The organism is Paenibacillus sp. JT22N1, assembly GCF_059692155.1.
This window is the reverse complement of the sequence record NZ_JCAUAW010000013.1, coordinates 63,124-79,144: the sequence shown is the minus strand read 5'-3', so window position 1 is coordinate 79,144 and position 16,021 is coordinate 63,124. Positions and strand designations below refer to the sequence as shown.

18 protein-coding genes are annotated in these 16,021 nt (G+C 41.3%); 1 reads left to right on the top strand and 17 read right to left on the bottom strand.

Annotation, left to right across the window (positions count from 1 at the left end; all coding sequences use genetic code 11):
- Positions 1-46: 46 nt before the first annotated feature.
- From AC58UU_RS24060 to AC58UU_RS23985, 16 genes are all read right to left on the bottom strand, one after another.
- The gene (locus tag AC58UU_RS24060) at positions 47-520 is read right to left on the bottom strand and encodes a MarR family winged helix-turn-helix transcriptional regulator (RefSeq protein WP_497319461.1); all 474 of its coding nucleotides are present in this window, start codon (positions 518-520) and stop codon (positions 47-49) included.
- A gap of 264 nt (positions 521-784) precedes the next feature.
- Positions 785-2,260 (bottom strand): phospholipase D-like domain-containing protein, encoded by a 1,476-nt coding sequence (locus AC58UU_RS24055; protein WP_497319460.1) that lies wholly within the window; start codon positions 2,258-2,260, stop codon positions 785-787.
- Between the two features lie 573 nt (positions 2,261-2,833).
- On the bottom strand, positions 2,834-3,208 hold the full coding sequence (locus tag AC58UU_RS24050; RefSeq protein WP_497319459.1) for a Rid family detoxifying hydrolase: 375 nt from the start codon (positions 3,206-3,208) through the stop codon (positions 2,834-2,836).
- Between the two features lie 112 nt (positions 3,209-3,320).
- Complete coding sequence (locus AC58UU_RS24045) at positions 3,321-4,007, bottom strand: class I SAM-dependent methyltransferase (protein WP_497319457.1); 687 nt, start codon at positions 4,005-4,007, stop codon at positions 3,321-3,323.
- 359 nt (positions 4,008-4,366) lie between these two features.
- Positions 4,367-5,173: a uroporphyrinogen-III synthase gene (locus tag AC58UU_RS24040; RefSeq protein ID WP_497319456.1), complete on the bottom strand. Its 807-nt coding sequence runs from the start codon at positions 5,171-5,173 to the stop codon at positions 4,367-4,369.
- Positions 5,174-5,277: 104 nt separating this feature from the next.
- Positions 5,278-5,574, bottom strand: coding sequence for a hypothetical protein (locus AC58UU_RS24035; RefSeq protein WP_497319455.1), 297 nt, complete (start codon positions 5,572-5,574; stop codon positions 5,278-5,280).
- 132 nt (positions 5,575-5,706) lie between these two features.
- A complete protein-coding gene (locus tag AC58UU_RS24030; RefSeq protein ID WP_497319454.1) occupies positions 5,707-6,573 on the bottom strand; it encodes an SDR family oxidoreductase in 867 nt (288 codons plus the stop codon).
- Positions 6,574-6,680: 107 nt separating this feature from the next.
- Positions 6,681-7,097, bottom strand: coding sequence for an Rrf2 family transcriptional regulator (locus tag AC58UU_RS24025; protein WP_497319452.1), 417 nt, complete (start codon positions 7,095-7,097; stop codon positions 6,681-6,683).
- A gap of 68 nt (positions 7,098-7,165) precedes the next feature.
- The gene (locus AC58UU_RS24020) at positions 7,166-7,522 is read right to left on the bottom strand and encodes a hypothetical protein (protein WP_497319450.1); all 357 of its coding nucleotides are present in this window, start codon (positions 7,520-7,522) and stop codon (positions 7,166-7,168) included.
- 164 nt (positions 7,523-7,686) lie between these two features.
- Entirely contained in the window at positions 7,687-7,920 is a 234-nt protein-coding gene (locus AC58UU_RS24015; protein ID WP_497319448.1) for a hypothetical protein, read from the bottom strand.
- Positions 7,921-8,254: 334 nt separating this feature from the next.
- Positions 8,255-8,782 (bottom strand): GNAT family N-acetyltransferase, encoded by a 528-nt coding sequence (locus AC58UU_RS24010; protein ID WP_497319447.1) that lies wholly within the window; start codon positions 8,780-8,782, stop codon positions 8,255-8,257.
- Positions 8,783-8,908: 126 nt separating this feature from the next.
- Complete coding sequence (locus AC58UU_RS24005) at positions 8,909-10,036, bottom strand: Ger(x)C family spore germination protein (RefSeq protein ID WP_497319445.1); 1,128 nt, start codon at positions 10,034-10,036, stop codon at positions 8,909-8,911.
- Positions 10,036-11,142 (bottom strand): GerAB/ArcD/ProY family transporter, encoded by a 1,107-nt coding sequence (locus AC58UU_RS24000; RefSeq protein ID WP_497319444.1) that lies wholly within the window; start codon positions 11,140-11,142, stop codon positions 10,036-10,038. Before AC58UU_RS24000 ends, AC58UU_RS24005 begins: the two co-directional genes overlap by 1 nt.
- A gap of 19 nt (positions 11,143-11,161) precedes the next feature.
- On the bottom strand, positions 11,162-12,649 hold the full coding sequence (locus AC58UU_RS23995; protein WP_497319442.1) for a spore germination protein: 1,488 nt from the start codon (positions 12,647-12,649) through the stop codon (positions 11,162-11,164).
- Between the two features lie 294 nt (positions 12,650-12,943).
- Positions 12,944-13,792 carry a VOC family protein gene (locus tag AC58UU_RS23990; protein WP_497319440.1) on the bottom strand — a complete coding sequence of 283 codons (849 nt, stop codon included), beginning with the start codon at positions 13,790-13,792 and terminating at the stop codon, positions 12,944-12,946.
- A 43-nt stretch (positions 13,793-13,835) separates the two neighbouring features.
- Positions 13,836-14,342 carry a DUF3189 family protein gene (locus AC58UU_RS23985; protein WP_497319439.1) on the bottom strand — a complete coding sequence of 169 codons (507 nt, stop codon included), beginning with the start codon at positions 14,340-14,342 and terminating at the stop codon, positions 13,836-13,838.
- A gap of 140 nt (positions 14,343-14,482) precedes the next feature.
- Between AC58UU_RS23985 and AC58UU_RS23980 the strand changes: the two genes are divergently transcribed.
- Positions 14,483-14,665 carry a hypothetical protein gene (locus tag AC58UU_RS23980; protein WP_497319437.1) on the top strand — a complete coding sequence of 61 codons (183 nt, stop codon included), beginning with the start codon at positions 14,483-14,485 and terminating at the stop codon, positions 14,663-14,665.
- Positions 14,666-14,750: 85 nt separating this feature from the next.
- Here the strand turns inward: AC58UU_RS23980 and AC58UU_RS23975 are convergent, their stop codons facing one another.
- Positions 14,751-15,980, bottom strand: coding sequence for an MFS transporter (locus AC58UU_RS23975; protein ID WP_497319722.1), 1,230 nt, complete (start codon positions 15,978-15,980; stop codon positions 14,751-14,753).
- Positions 15,981-16,021 lie beyond the last annotated feature (41 nt).

Sequence of the window (16,021 nt, the reverse complement as noted above, 5' to 3'; positions counted from 1 at the left end):
CTTAGCACCTCCAATAGTACGATTTCGTAGTAATTGCATAAAAAAATTAATCGATTTCAATCGTTCTCGTCTGCGGCGATTTCGAAGGTCCGGCTGGATCTGCGTTCTGCTGCAATGCTTTAGCCACTTTCAACGAGAGATGAATAAATTGCTGAAGCTCTTCAGCCGTCAAGGCATTTTCAATACGCCCAAACATGACATTCATCGTACCTAGCGCCTCTTCGGCTATCAGTTCCCCGTCTTCCGTCAATCGATTAACAATGATTCGCTGGTCTTGCAGCGATTTCTCTCTATAGATGTAGCCTTTTCGAACAAGCCGTTTGGCGATACTTGTCGCCGTGCTAAGAGGCGCACCCAAGTGATCTGCCATTTGGGACATTGTCAGCTGCCCATGAAATTTCAGCAACAACAATGTGGAAAAATCAGAACTCGTAAGCTGCAGTTCCAGGTAGGTCGTATCAGGAAACATACTAAGTGGACGAAGTCCATTCTTGAAAATAAGCTCAAACAGCTGCTGCATGAAATTCCTTTCTTCTTTCAATAAACTACGATATCGTAATTAATTCCTACTGTTAAATTACTACGTAATCGTAGTAATGTCAACTATTCTAAGCTGGAATTTATCAGGTGCGCGCGGTGCGACGAGCTATAAGCGCCTTTTCGGCGCTTAGCGTGCGAGCTTCGCGCGGTGAAATTTCGCTTACCCCAAAACATATAAATTCTGTCAAGAAGCTGGTCGTCATGGCGTCCTGCTCCGTAAGTACCTTTTCGAATCTAGGTGGTTCTATAATAAAGGAGAAAAAAGGCGCGCTGCTTGCTCGATTATGCGCTGTGGATAGGTGCGCTGTGTCAATTCTTCCAATTGCAAAGGAACGGATTCAAGGAGATCACGCTCGAATTGCTCAGTGAGTTCCCGTCCCACATCGGCGCTGTATAAGAGTTCCATGACCTCATAATTTAGACGAAAACTTCGCATATCGTAATTCGCCGAACCTACGCCAGCCATTTCTTCATCAATGATCATCACCTTTGCGTGAACCATGCCTTTCTCATAGATATAGATTTGAACTCCTGCTTCAATCAATTCTCCATAATATGTAAGACTCGCAGACCCCACTATTGCGGGACTAACATGCCGCGGGACTAACAATCTTACCCGCACTCCGCGTGCCACGGCTGCCTTCAAAGCCATAATGATATCTGATTCGGGCACAAAGTAAGGCGTTGTTATATCAATGGTCTTAGCCGCTTGTGTCAGACAAATGAAGTAAGCCTGCCGGATAACTTCAGTAGGAATTCCAGGATTCCCCTCTAACGTTTGCATGTACGCATGATGTAACGAGTCTGTGCCTGAAACGGGATCACCGCCCTCATCCAATTCCGCCCCCCATTCTTCCGACCATCCGGAAAATGAAACTTTTCTAGCTGGAGTAATATGCTGTGACCTATTTCTTATTCCAGGTGTAGCCTTCTTCGGAATCTTTTCCTGCGTAGCAATATTCCAATGTTCATTGAAAATAGTCCGAAGATCAGTTGCAACTTCCCCGACTAATCGCATATGAGTATCACGCCAAAACCCTACATCCGGCTTTAATCCTGTATATTCATACCCAACATTGATACCACCTGTAAAAGCTTCAATTCCGTCGATGACGACAATCTTACAATGATCCCGATAAGTCAAAGTGGGTATCCAAGGAAAACTCAATGGAAATATCGTCCTGCATTCAATTCCGGCATCCATCATCCGATAGATCTGATGTTTTGGAAATTTCTTGCTCCCCCATCCGTCTCTAATAAAACGAATCTTCACGCCAGCTTCGGCCCGTTCAATCAGGATATCTGTCATTCGTTTGCCAATCTGGTCATCCCGATATAGGTAATACTCCACTTCTATAGTTCTTTGCGCATTCTGTAGAGATGCAAATAGTTTCTCATAGGTTTCTATGCCGTTCGTAAGCAGCTGAACTCGGCCACTCCTAAGTCCATGTACTGTCAACTGACTTATAGATTTAGCGATGATGGCGGATGAAGGGCTGAACGAATCAGGTAACGGGTCTGACACGTTGTTCGGAGATGTGAGTCTTATTTTACGAAAACGCAATGGGTTGGCAATGATGAGATATATTACGTATCCAATTACAGGAAATATCAGACCTATGGCTAGCCAATTCAAAGCTTTTTCCGGACGACGTACTTCACGGATCGCAACGATTAACATAAAGATTGTATTCAAGATGTAAAGTCCAATAAACGACATGAAGTAGCCCCCCAAATATAAATTCAAAGCACAACATATTAAGTAATAATCATCAAAAACTTACCCAACAAAGCTTTTTCTTAATATTCACATACGCACCGTAATGCATACTAAAATATTGGAAAAGCACTTTTACTTAAAAATAAAAGAACCGCTCGTTTCCTGTTAAAGAAACTAAGCGGTTCCAGTATCACAATCTTTGTTTTTTTCTAATTTTCCTAATAAAATTAATTATCAGTAAAAACAATAACTGCATGAGTCCAAAAATAATTGCTTCCATCACTACCAACAACTCTAGGATTTGTCCAAATGGTTTAAAGAAAGTTTCAGTTTTTGGGATATAAATATTCACCAGTAAAATAGAAACTACGCATGATAATATGAAAACTATTATTAGGTGTTTATAATTTCTAATAAATATGAATGGAACTACAATAGCTATGAAATAAAAATATGTAATTTTATAAAAATAATCAAAATACATGGCTACAAATATCAACGGCGAACAGCACAAGCATGTTAAAGTCCGCAGTAACTTTTTGTTTATGGAGCTCACATTCTTTCCTTGCTCTATTATTCAATCACAGCTATTGCATCAATCTGAACCATAAAACCCATATTTGCAGGCCCTATCGTTCGAGCTGGATATGGTTTTGAGAAGTAGTCTTTGTAAATCAAATTAAATTCATCGAAGCCTGCTCCTTCTCCAAGGAAGACAGTTACTTTAACAACATCTTTCAAAGCTGAGCCTGATGCTTCTAAAATTGCTTTGAGGTTTTCTAATGCCCTTGTCGCTTGTTCTTCCAAAGTATTGCCTACTACCCTACCAGTTTCAGGATCAAAAGGTCCTTGTCCAGCTACGTACACCGTATTACCTACTTTAATTGCCTGCGAATAGGGCATTCCCTCTGGATTTTGTGCTTTCTCTGTAAAAATAACTTCTTTCATGGTATACCTCCAGTTTCGTGTTTCAGACCAAGGATCTCTAGTGATTCGTCGCGGAGCGCTGTGTTGAAAGATTTTGAGTGCAGCTGCCATCTTCTCGATTTAACCTAAACAGTTATGGTTTAGTAGCTTTCCATATGTATTTATATTCTCTAACTCCTATTTTTCCATTAATGATATGTTCTTTGACCTTTCGTTGAAGCTCTTTACTCATTGCTGGCATTGTATAATCTGGGTTACCAGGTGTATCCGTTAAAAACTTAGCGAATTCCCTCTCGTTGGGAAAATAATAGATGGCGTCTTGAAATTCTTCTATCTCAATATTTATAAATCCATTTACGAGTAATCGCTCTTTTACTTTCTCTAGCGCACCAGAATGAATGCCGAATATCGTGCCTTCGCTTGTTAGGATTCTGCTATGATTTAATATTGAAGTTGGGCCTCTTCGATTGTAAATCAAATTAAATTGATCATTATTAAAAGGCAGTTCCAGTTCCCCCTTGGTAGAACAATAAACAAATTTAACGTTTTCGCAGTGAGCTTCCGCTAAGCTTGATTTAGCAATGTTTATCATTTCTAATGAGTTATCAAAACCAGTAAGATCAGTTCCTATTCTCCCCATCTTCCTAGTAAATTCCCCGTGACCGCAGCCTGCATCTAAGACAGAATTAAAAGTTGGCAGCATGCTCGTTAATCTCTGTTCAAAAATCTCTTCGGCTGAAATTCCTTCAATTGTATAAATGGCAGTGCTTTTATACCCACCATTTTTTCTGGCTATCATGTCATACCACTCAATCCCCAAACATTTACCTCCATCCTCAAGACCGAATAATTACTTCAATCATTTAGCCACCCGTTGATTAATTCGATAAATCCCAAAAATTCCCTGCATTTTCTCATAATTTGTGCTTAATTAACACTCTACGGAAGCCTCATTACTTCCTTCACTTGTAAGTCATACAAAGCTAGCTTGTAGTTGATTTTTTCCAAGTTTTTATAAGTCTCCATTATAAAACAATAAGCCGGCATGAGCGCCACAAAATAGCAGCTCATGCCGGCTTATCTAATGTTTATAACAAAGTTGCAGAACTCGTTGGAACCTCAATGCTAAAAGCTTCTCAAGAGTTTACCAAACAACTCCCTTGGTCCGAATCAAAGTAACTATTGATTTTCATAATACTTGACTAATTCAATAATCATGGCTCCCATCCGTTCGCTTTCAGGTACTATGACGAGGTCTAATCCTTCTTCTCTCAAAGCCTCTTCCGTTACTTTGCCGACCGCTACTGCTTTTACTCGTGTCTTGAACGATTCTCGAACTGTATCCACGATCCCTTGACGTTTGGCATATTCAAACAAGTATCGCACCTGCACCGCGGTAGTAAAACAAACAGCGTCTATCGATTTCGTTGAAAGCTCATGACACAACGTCTCCAAAGTGGATGATTCCGGTTCTACATGCCGATATGGCAGCAGTTGAATAACATTCGCCCCTCGATTCTCTAAGAATTGGATCAAATTGGGCTGAGGTTCGCCATGTAACTGGACAACTACTGTTTTACCCGCGAAATCGCAAAGATCCATACTTCGGATCAAACCTTGTGTCGTTCCATCTTCATCAACTATTTCAGGTTTAATATCCAACTTCTTAAGTAAAGCATACGTCTTATATCCACGTGCCGCTACGTTCGCTTCTTTCATTTTCCGAATCAAGGTTGAATGAATTCCTAACCGTTCTGCAGCACCCAGCAGCGTATCTGTTCCAGTACCTGTTGTAAGAACAAACCATTCAATCTTGTTATTCACGCAAAATAATAATTCTTGTTCAATCGCTGACTCATCAAAATATAAAAGGCCTTGCAAAGGACGAATAACAGGGATACCTCCCTGCTTCTCAATTAGTAGGCTCATTTCCTCTGTTTTTCTAGAGCCTGCGATTACGATTTTCTTGTTGTTAAGCTTTTTCATTTTCTATAAATCCCCCTCTGAATGCCGTCCCTTTAATAGTACTTGTTTTCAAATAATTTTAAAATGACCACGCTTCGCATTGTGTAGCGAAGGCGTGGCCATTTTTACCCGATCGAATAACGAATATACGCTAGCAAGGCTAACAATCCTGCAGCAATTGAAATCACATAAAAAGATGTAAGTCGAACCCATTTTACCTCTGTTTTTTGGAAATAGGTTTGATCGCCTTCACGATTCTTACGAGAAAAACCAACCATAAAGGTAACTACTAAACCAAATAATAGTATGATTGAAAATATCCCAAAATAGATATACATATTCATATAATAACCACCTTTTCTTTGTAAAATTGGCCCTTCGCTGAAATTATATAGGAAATTGATCTGAATTTCATCAACCACTTTGGTTCTTTTTATACCATCCAATTTCTCAAAATATCATAATAGCTTGAACGAACTAGTTGTAAACCAAAAAATCACAAAAAGCCGTAGTCTATAAAAGACTGCGGCTTAATTGACTAGTTTATGTTCGTTTTATGACTTCAAACCGCTCACAAGAACTTCAATCGCTTCACTCAGTGGTGTAACCGGGCGACCAAGAAGTGTCTGAAGATCGTTGCTCTCTATTTCTAGAACGCCATCTCTAATCGCACTTTGGATGGCAACTAGAATGGGAACGACTTGTTCAGGAACCCCTGCACCGGCCATGATTTTAGCGTAAGTCTCATCGTCAACTTGCTGAATAGGAACTTCGCGGTCAAGGACCTTAGACAGAACCGCCGCGAGGTCTTCATGCGTAATCAGTGCGCCCGATAGCTCATAAACCGTATTCTCATGTCCGTTACCTGCAAGAACATTTGCTGCCGCTTGTGCATAATCTCCGCGAGAAGCCCACCCTACTTTGCCAGCCCCTGCCGATGTCACGAGCGGTGCACCCGCCAATACGCCTTGTATCGTTCCAATCTCGTTCTCAATGTACCAGTTATTACGCAGGAATGAGTATGGAATTCCCGTTTTGCGGATCGCTTCCTCTGTCGCACGATGCACTGGCACAAGAAAGAGAGAGCTTTCCTCTGCGTTTGTGGCACTAGTGTACGCGATGAAACCAACCCCAGCGCGCTCAGCCGCTGATACAGCAGCTAAATGTTGACGAATTCGAGTTTCGTTATCCCCTTGCGTCGAAACGATAAGCAAGCGGTCAACACCAGCGAAAGCTTTATCAAGAGATGCTGGATCATCAAAATCACCATGGCGTACTTCAACTCCCCGAGAACTTAATTCGGTTGCTTTCTCCGTATCTCTTACGCTAACAGCTAATCTTTCAGCAGGTACGGATGCAAGTAAAGCCTCCACTACTTTTGATCCTAATTGTCCCGTAGCACCAGTTACTAGAATTTTCATTTGTAAAAACCTCCATCGGATTATTTAATAATGAGTTAGAATCGCCGCAGTTATAACCATACTGGTTACAACTTGGTTATAAAAATTAGCTCACTTAAGAGCTATTTTTAATTAAAATTAGATATGAGTTGTTGCAAGGAAACGTTAGACAATCTTTGTTCCATCGCGGATTGAGCATCCCGCATTTCTGCACGGAGCGCAGATTCAATATTTCTTCCTACCGTACAGTTGGGGTTGGGATGGTTATGGAAATTGAATAACTCCCCATTCTCAATCACTTCCACTGCCCGGTATACATCAAGTAATGTAATTTGGTCCGTATCCTTACTCAGCGATGTTCCGCCAACTCCAGCACGTACGTCAACGAGTCCTGCCTTCTTCAGCATCCCAATAATTTTGCGAATAATGACAGGATTCGTATTCACGCTGCCAGCAATGAAATCACCTGTACACTCCGTTGGAATGGTCGCAATTAACGACAGGATATGAACAGCTATCGAAAATCGACTGCTAATCTGTTTCATTCATCATCACCCACTCGTTGTAACCAGTATAGTTCTAACTAACATCAAAGTCAAGCTTGTCATGTCAGTTACATCGTTTTTTTCATTAAACGCTCCAAAATAAGTTCTTTGATTTCCAATGGATTCTCAATTTGAAAAACAACTTTTCCAAACTTATGATTATTCAGTTCAAGTATGACGACATCTTTATGATCCTCATAGGAAATGAAACACCATCTATCTCCAATCAGAAAACGTCCTTCTCTAATGTCAGCTATTGAGGTACCCACTCTAATTTGAAACATGGATAACTTAAAGTCATCTATAGAGACATTCATTATATCCGAATACGGAATTTCAACACGTTGTTTCAAAGCAGCAGCACTTGTCAATCCCGTTAGATGAAGTATAAGAGCATCCTTCGTAAATTCAATTGTTCTAGCCATTTTAACTACCTCCGCTTTATATATTTTCGATTTTCTTGTAGAAACACCTATAGTACGACTGAGTATGAGAAATCGTTCATCCATTTTTAAATAATTTATTAAAAAAAGAGCTGCCCAAAGGTCATTGACCTTGAGACAGCCCTAAACTCAATCTTCCTTGCATTTTACTCATTAATCTTTGAATCCTTAATGAGATCTTTCTTCCAAAATTCGATAACAATATGGTCGGCTAATTCCATGGAAGCCCATGAATTCTTAAATTTAAAGTCGTATTCTTCCATTTTTTTCACTGCCATTTCTACTTCGGATTTTCTCACTCTTAGTTCCATCGATACGCAATTATTAAGAATAGTTGTTAGCTCAATCAATTGTTTATTGGAATTTTCAGTAGTTGTCAAATTATTCTCACCCTTCTAGTGTTATGGCTCATTATTAGTTACGAAGAAAAAGAACTCCTTTCGGAGTTCTTCTTGACGGTGAATTGATTGATGGTACTTATGCCTTGATCCTTACTTGGCTTGGTCTATACCTCATCCATTATTGCAGTACATGTACTACACTAAGTGTTTGCGGCACATCTCCTCGCTTCTATTCGGATTCAAAAACAACTTCCCTGGTATTTATCTCGTTGAATGTACAACGGAACCACACCTCTCTTGTTTCACCGTCATAAGTATTATGGCTGATCTGATTCAAATTATACACGTTCATTACATAAAGAGTTGCTTCATCCTATGTTGAAGCAGTTAGGTCCAATCTCCAATCGTTGCATCTCATGAAGCTCCCCGGCGGGTATTCGAAGCTGCACTCGGCATTGAACTTGAAGTCGAGTTTCCGGCAAATGGCATTCGATGCGGGGTTATCGACCGATGGAAATGCGTGAATGTACCTGTTCTTCTGTTCCGCTCTGGCGCTGGCAACAGCCGCCGCGGTTGCTGCACTTGCAATGCCTCTGCCTTGGAAAGTCGGTAGTACGCCCCAACCGATCTCGTACACGGTCTCTTCCTGCCAAACACGTTCCCAGTACCCGATGTTGCCGACCGTTTCTAGTTCTGGAAGCAGAACGATGCTGAACATACGGCCTTTCCCCTTGCCGCCTATCTCGACGTAGCGTTTGTGGCGCGCCAGAATTTGCTCCTCCGTCTCCGGACCACCCAAGTGTTCCAGCATCTCTGGTGCATTCATGCGATACAGAAGTGCAAGATCAGCCTCTGCCCAAGGCTCGATCCTTACCTGCAGCTCGTTCGTTCGAGTTAGCATCTTTCACACTCCTACTAAGGAATTCATGTCATAATATGTACATTTTCATTTTACTTCTGAACCATGATCCTCATCAAGTTTTAAGCTTCCTTCTTGCGATCACGAACGGGTTGAGGCTTAAAACTACTACTCAATCACTCCTGAGCGAACCATAATTGCCTTGATGTCCACTTGAACCTTGGCTTTGGGATACATCTCCCTCCACTTCTCATCTGTCAGATTGGCGTGTCGCACCTTTGATTGGAGAACTTCACCAAAACCAATCGGATCTGACCGAACCGCTTGAGTTTTGGCAATAAGCTGATTCGTACGGCGGACCAATTGCTTGGCAATCTCGTTTTCGAGGGCATGAACGACCTTTGGATCTCCTAATTTCAACTCGTTCGAAATCTCTTGAATCCTGGCATTCATAGATATATGGACAGAAAATGACGGAATTGAGGGGTCTATTAGCTTAATTTTACTGGAACTTGCGATATTTTCTATCACGATATTAATTTTATCTGTCTGAATACCAGACTTCATTTGTCGAAAAGGTTCCGTATCCAAAGATAACTCCAAAGCGCCGGCTCTGTAACGATCTCGAATAAGTTTTAGAACAAAAGACTCGTCCACCCTAAGCTCTCCTACCATCTTATCATTCTGAAAAATTGCCGTATGATTCAATGCTATTTCGTCGCCATTACGCTCAATAATAGGGAGAACCGGGTCTTTTCCTACAGAATAAACGTCATGAATAAATTCATGAAGCGTGCATGAGGAGATTTGTTCTCCTTGAATATTTTGACGGATCATTTTAAAAAGATAGGTTCCGATATTGCTTATTTCCGGAAATCGATGCGTGATGATATTTTCCGTGCTCCCTTTACTGACGGTTATATACATCGTATCCGAAATGGCAGAGTCTCTTGAGAGTGTATCGGTAAGGGATAAGATCCCACTCCGGGCTAACTTTTCATTAAACATGGCAATTCGGAGCTGTCCACTAACGACACGCTTAGATACTTCACGGTTTTGAGCATTGCGAATCCCTTTGCTTGTGTTACCTGTTGTAACGACAACCTGAACCTTTTCTTTCGCTTCCGGATCTATTTGATGGAGCAGTGCCGTTCCCTTGATGCGGTCATTTTCTATAGGATCATAACCAACAATGACGATGAGTCCTAATTCTTCCAAAATCCTTTTTTGCACACAGCCTGTCCAGATAGGAATAAATAATACGATAACCGACAGAACTAGCAGGGATTTCTTCATTAGATCCCTCCTCTTTTCATTTGAAAATGTCTTTTGAGCAGAACAGCAGCATAAAGTACCCAGGGATAACCAAATACAAAGTAAATAGCCACTTTCGAAAAGATGTCATTTAAAGTATTAATCTGTATGCGTGTTTTAAAAAAGATTGATACAACAACCAATATAAGGGCAAAGGTGTAAAGGGCATATTTTTGCTTCCAACCAAATATTCGTTTAATTCCTTTGGAAGCTGCCCACATGTACATCATTAAGTTAGGGAGGACTACCAACATCCATACACAGATAGCCACATATTCAAAGCGTTCTAGAAATGGAAACACAACAATTTTAAAAAGGCTGAATGTAGCCCAAACGGTCTTCGATAATTGTCCAGGACTAAAGTAAACAAGCGTGACCACCATAACAGCTACATAGATGATCGTGGTGGTAAAAAGTCCCAAATGAGCGGCCAAGGGGGCATGTTCTTTGTTACGAACAAAAGGATACACAAACATCAGAATTTCGAACCCGACGATGGTCAATGACATTTTAAACATACCTTGAACTAACTCGGAAATGCTTGCTTCCATGATCGGTGTAAGATGTGTCCATTCTGCATATCGTAACGGAAAGTACAAAAATACAATCAACCATATTGTCAGAATTACCGACATAAAGGCGATCCCAACAACAATCCGAATACCGCCAAGAACGCCATAAATAATTAACATAGCCAAGAAAGCGCTAAGCAGCCATGTTGGCAGGTCAGGGAATATCCAAGTCTGGACCATTTCCACATAATTGCGGGATAACACCATGACGGCAGTTAGCATATACAGCATAACAATTGTGTTGATTATCCCCCCGATATATCGACCATAAAGGTCTCTGTGAACTTCATATAAGTCCATATTCGGATTCAGCTTAAGAGTTCGCAGCATAACTCCAACCGTTAGATGAGACCATGCCCCAGCCATACAGACGGATATCCACGCATCATGCCCCGCCGATTGGAAAATGATTCGTTGAAATCCAGACAAACCAGTACCTACCTGATTGGCAAGAATAACAAAGAATAAGAGAAATGAACTAAACATCAATCTCTTTGGAGGACTACCAGTCTTCACCTGAACTCCTCCTTGTCCACTATTCATCAATATCTCCGTGGCTACTCACAGTCTCTTGTTCCACAAACCTGAAGGTGTCATCGCCATGGGTAAACATGGAGCGTTCGCGCAAAAAAGAGAAAGGTAGTCTCAAAATGCTGTCTTTCAAGTCCCCTTTTCGAAATGGATAGAGGGGATACAAATAAGGCTGACCCAGACTAGTTAAACGAAGTAGGTGAATCACCAAAAAGCAGATACCAATCATGATCCCAATTCCTCCATAAAAACCTGCAAGTATAATGATTGGATACCTGATGATACGAATCGTAATACCCATTAGATAAATCGGTGTAATAAACGACGCCAACGTTCCTAGCGCTACGATAATGATGAGAATATTACTTGTAAATCCTGCCTGTACGGCTGCCTGTCCGATGACGATACCACCTACGATTCCGATAGTTTGACCAATCTTGGTCGGAAGTCTTGCGCCTGCTTCACGAAGCAGCTCGATCGTAATTTCTAGAAACAAAGCTTCCATTAAGGGGGGAAATGGTACTCGTGTTCGTGATTCAGCCAGCGGCACGACCATGGCGGAAGGAATGATTTCATAATGAAACGTTAATGCAGCTACATAGATGGGGGTGAATAATAAAGATAAAACCATGGCTCCAACCCGCAAAAGCCGGAAAAAGGTAGCCATATTCCACCGAACTTGATGGTCTTCCGCGGAAGAGAAGAAATCCATCATCGTCGATGGGCATACAATGGCAAACGGACTTCCGGAAACAAACAGTACAATTTTCCCCTCTGATAGGGAATACGATGTACGATCTATACGTTCGGTCATTACAAACTGTGGGAAGATCGTAAATTTATTATCCTCTATTAACTGTACTAGTTGTGCACTAGATACCACACCATCTATCTCAAGACTATTGATCCTATCGCGCACTCGTTTAACGAGCTCATTATCTGTAAGATTTTTGATATAAAACATCGCCACTTGTGTCTTGATTTCCACTCCAACTTCCAAGTTCTCCTGACATAAGTTTGGACTCGGCAGGTACATCTGAAGCAAGGCTATATTGGACCTTAAAATTTCGTTGAATGCAATCTGTGGGCCAAATACTTGACTTTCAATCTCAGCTTTCGAAAAGCTACGATTAGGCGGCTTGTAAACATTCAACAGAAAATTGAAGCGGCTATCATCGCTGTGAAGATACACCCATCCGAGCAATAACATTTCCGCAACAGACTGAATAACTTTAACCTCAACAATTCCTGCAACGGGAAATCGTTCTGTTTCATTGATTGAAGGCACATCGACAAAAGTCAATAAAGGTTGAATAATATCCCTTTGAAGCAAATTCTGGTCAACTAGAGTTTCTATGTAATAGATGGCGGCTGTTTGCTGTCCAAGCACGACATATTTGGCAATTAAATTGGGATTTCCATTAAGAGCCTCTTCGAGCAATTGTTCCAACTCGATAATATCCGCAGGTATGTCGTTTTTCATGTTCTGCATGTTAAACAATCCCTCGTTTCACAATGCCATATCGCATAGTATGTCAAAATGTCAGGAAAACAATCCCATATAGCTTGCAAAACGCAAAAAACCATCGCGTTGGCTGCGAGGGTTCTTAAAGGCGCGAGGCCCGTTTACTTATTAACTTGTCCTCTTTAAGTGAACTGGATGCCTGGATGAGAAGTTTGGCCAACAAATCATAGTCGGGCGTTTGCCCTTCTCGAAATTTGACCCACTTTCTTTCTTCAGGACCATCGACAGACCTTTCGGCAAAGAGATGTTTCCAAATTGCATCTAATCCATGGAAACAGTTAACAGAATATGATTTCCTGATGGGTCGACTGCTGTATATTCACTTACAGGATAGCCCAACAAATCTAGATTCTTTATTGCACCATCCCTAGTTATTTCATCAGCAAATACGATCGTATAATATTTCAGACCAACGCTGTTACGAGATGGCGCTTGTATGCCTTTACCGTTCCAGATGTTTAATCCAATATGATGGTGGTATCCTCCACTCGAAATAAAGAGCGCTTGATTGCTTATTTGATAAACAACCTTAAACCCAAGTCCATTGAGATAAAATTCGGCTGCTTTCTCGAGGTCTGATACATGTAGATGAATATGCCCCATAATGGTATCAGACGGCAAACCCGTGAACTTCTCTCCATTCGCTTCAGACAAAAGACTGCGTAAATCAACCTGTTCGGTTGCCATGCTGACTTGCTCCCCAATCCATTCCCAGCTTTCAGAAGGACGGTCTACATAAATTTCCAACCCATTACCGTCTGGGTCCGCCAAGTACATCGCTTCACTTACAAGATGATCGGATATGCCTTGTAACGGGTATTTGATATCAATGAAGTGCTGAACGACTTTTGCCAACTCTTTCTTACCCGACAAAAGTATCGCGTAATGATAAAGTCCGGAACGACGTGGTTCTTTCGCTAAGACATCTGCTGGCTGCTCTAGGGTCAACAGTGCATCCTTTCCGTTTAAAGTCAGTGAAACTGAGGATTCTGTGCGATCCAAAATTTGAAATCCTAATACGCCTTGGTAGAACGATAAAGACCTTTCAAGCTGTTCAACGATTAAATGTACATGACTAACAAATGTATTTGGTTTTTGATGAAACTTCATATGAGTGCCTCCCAATAAGTTTGTATCTTAGAAACCTGTTTACTTACTTGAATTCTTTATTATCAAGCATAATTAATTGGGAAGTTGACGTTTTCGCGGTCTGCTTCGTATGTTGAACGAGATTAATGATGTCTTGATACGCTTGTTTTGCTCCAGTAACCAATAAGGGCACACCTATGAAATCAATTTTTAACCATCGTGAAAGCATACCACCACATGTCATTGCAAAAGGCACAGTTGGAGACGTGTTGGATAATATGATTTTTTCGTCGAGAACCTCTTCTTCAATTAGCATATCAATAAGATTAAAAACACCCGGAACTAAGATTTTAGACCTTCCTCTGCCCATTGTGTATACTTTATTGTCATCCTCATCCTTGCCATGAAAGTATAACTTCCCTCTGTCTTTATAAACTAGTTTATTGAAATTGTGTGTATTCAGTATCTCATTTTTTGTAGGCTCGTGGGAACAGTCTAACTTTTTGAGATGATATGCTGCAGCTAAAGCTGTTGTATGTGTTCCCCCGAAATCGTTATAAATATAGATCATTGTTCATACTCACCATCCAGAGAATATTGTATAAAACTTCTTTATTCATTATCTCCTATAATGAATAAAACAACCTTATTCTCGTGCATATTACAGTTTGTTGTATCCTTATAAATAACAGCAAGGGAGCATTCTTAACAATGACAACAAACAGTGGACATCAAGGAGCACATGGGATCGGCCAAGAGGTGAAACAGTTGAACAATCAGGCGCAAGCGGCAGAGCTCATGCAAGGAAAAAATAAGGTAGATCAAGAAATCATTGCAGCAGCTAACGAGCACAGTTCAGAACTAGATGAAATCATTGAACGTGAGACAACGTAATTTGTAACTAATTAGAGAAAAATAAAGAGAAGCCACGCACAGTTGCGTGGTTTTTTGTTGTATCTCCGTCATCTAGGAATAGCCATTAGGTAGGATCAGGTGCATAATCGGGGTCCGTATTTTTGGTTTCTTTGCCAAAAAACAATAAAACGAGTGCTCCGATGACAATCGCTACGAAGAATACCATAAAAATGGAGGTGATTGCTCTATTACTCGCCACCAGCAAACCTACAAGGTACGGACCAATGATACCGCCAATACGTCCGATGGATGCGGCAAGCCCAACACCTGTAGAGCGTACTTCAGTCGGGTACAACTCAGGCGTGTAAGCATACATTGCTCCCCATGCACCAAGATTAAAAAAAGATAAGCTAACACCGGCTGCTATCAACATCCCTTCCGTTTCAGCATTACTGAACCATAATGCGCTTGCTGCAGTCAGCAGTAAATAAGTGACGAGCACAAACTTACGGCCGAATTTCTCAATGAAAAAAGCAGCGGTAAAATAACCTGGAAGCTGTGCCAACGTCATGATTAATACATATTGAAAGCTTTTTACGAGACCAAAACCCTTAAGAACCATGACGGTTGGAAGCCATAGAAACATTCCGTAATAGGAAAATACCACCGTGAACCACAAAATCCAAAGTGTTACGGTAGATCTTCGATATTTAGATGACCATACGGAAGCTATACGTTCGCTGAACGACAATTTTCGGCTACGCAGCTCGGTAAATCGTGGTGAATCTTGAATCGATCTTCGGAGGTATAAAGCATATAAGCCCGGCAGCGCACCGATGACAAAGGCCGCACGCCAGCCATATGTAGGAATCACGAAGTAAGCAATAAGCGCCGCGACGATCCACCCGCAAGCCCAGAAGCTTTCTAGCAGAACGACAGCACGTCCCCTTTCATTAGTGGGAAACGACTCAGAAACAAGAGTTGACGCGACAGGAAGTTCTCCACCGAGTCCTATTCCAGTAACGAAACGCAGGACACATAGGATAACAAAGCTAGTGGCAAGGGCAGAGAGTCCGCTAGCAACCGAGAAAATAATTAGCGTTCCAAGTAATACCATTCTTCGTCCGTAACGATCAGCAAGCGAGCCCGCTAATAAAGCCCCTACAGCCATTCCGATCGAATTAATAGCTGCCAACAGCCCAATTTGCTGTGCACCTAATTTCCACTCGACTGCTAACGCAGCAACAATAAACGAGATTATCCCTACATCCATAGCGTCGAACAACCAGCTAATACCTGTGCTGAAAAGCAACTTTCGTTTTGCCGGTTCACGTAACAAATTTGTTTTAATCACATCCAAAACGCATTCTCCTAATCATCGCATTAGCTTGCCTG

Bases quoted from the DNA above. Each gene is read 5' to 3' on its own strand.
- AC58UU_RS24040 (WP_497319456.1), bottom strand. From the start codon at position 5,173: ATGAAAAAGCTTAACAACAAGAAAATCGTAATCGCAGGCTCTAGAAAA.
- AC58UU_RS24055 (WP_497319460.1), bottom strand. From the start codon at position 2,260: ATGTCGTTTATTGGACTTTACATCTTGAATACAATCTTTATGTTAATC.
- AC58UU_RS23985 (WP_497319439.1), bottom strand. From the start codon at position 14,342: ATGATCTATATTTATAACGATTTCGGGGGAACACATACAACAGCTTTA.
- AC58UU_RS24050 (WP_497319459.1), bottom strand. From the start codon at position 3,208: ATGAAAGAAGTTATTTTTACAGAGAAAGCACAAAATCCAGAGGGAATG.
- AC58UU_RS24030 (WP_497319454.1), bottom strand. From the start codon at position 6,573: ATGAAAATTCTAGTAACTGGTGCTACGGGACAATTAGGATCAAAAGTA.
- AC58UU_RS24025 (WP_497319452.1), bottom strand. From the start codon at position 7,097: ATGAAACAGATTAGCAGTCGATTTTCGATAGCTGTTCATATCCTGTCG.
- AC58UU_RS24020 (WP_497319450.1), bottom strand. From the start codon at position 7,522: ATGGCTAGAACAATTGAATTTACGAAGGATGCTCTTATACTTCATCTA.
- AC58UU_RS24060 (WP_497319461.1), bottom strand. From the start codon at position 520: ATGCAGCAGCTGTTTGAGCTTATTTTCAAGAATGGACTTCGTCCACTT.
- AC58UU_RS23995 (WP_497319442.1), bottom strand. From the start codon at position 12,649: ATGCAGAACATGAAAAACGACATACCTGCGGATATTATCGAGTTGGAA.
- AC58UU_RS24005 (WP_497319445.1), bottom strand. From the start codon at position 10,036: ATGAAGAAATCCCTGCTAGTTCTGTCGGTTATCGTATTATTTATTCCT.
- AC58UU_RS23980 (WP_497319437.1), top strand. From the start codon at position 14,483: ATGACAACAAACAGTGGACATCAAGGAGCACATGGGATCGGCCAAGAG.
- AC58UU_RS24010 (WP_497319447.1), bottom strand. From the start codon at position 8,782: ATGCTAACTCGAACGAACGAGCTGCAGGTAAGGATCGAGCCTTGGGCA.
- AC58UU_RS23990 (WP_497319440.1), bottom strand. From the start codon at position 13,792: ATGAAGTTTCATCAAAAACCAAATACATTTGTTAGTCATGTACATTTA.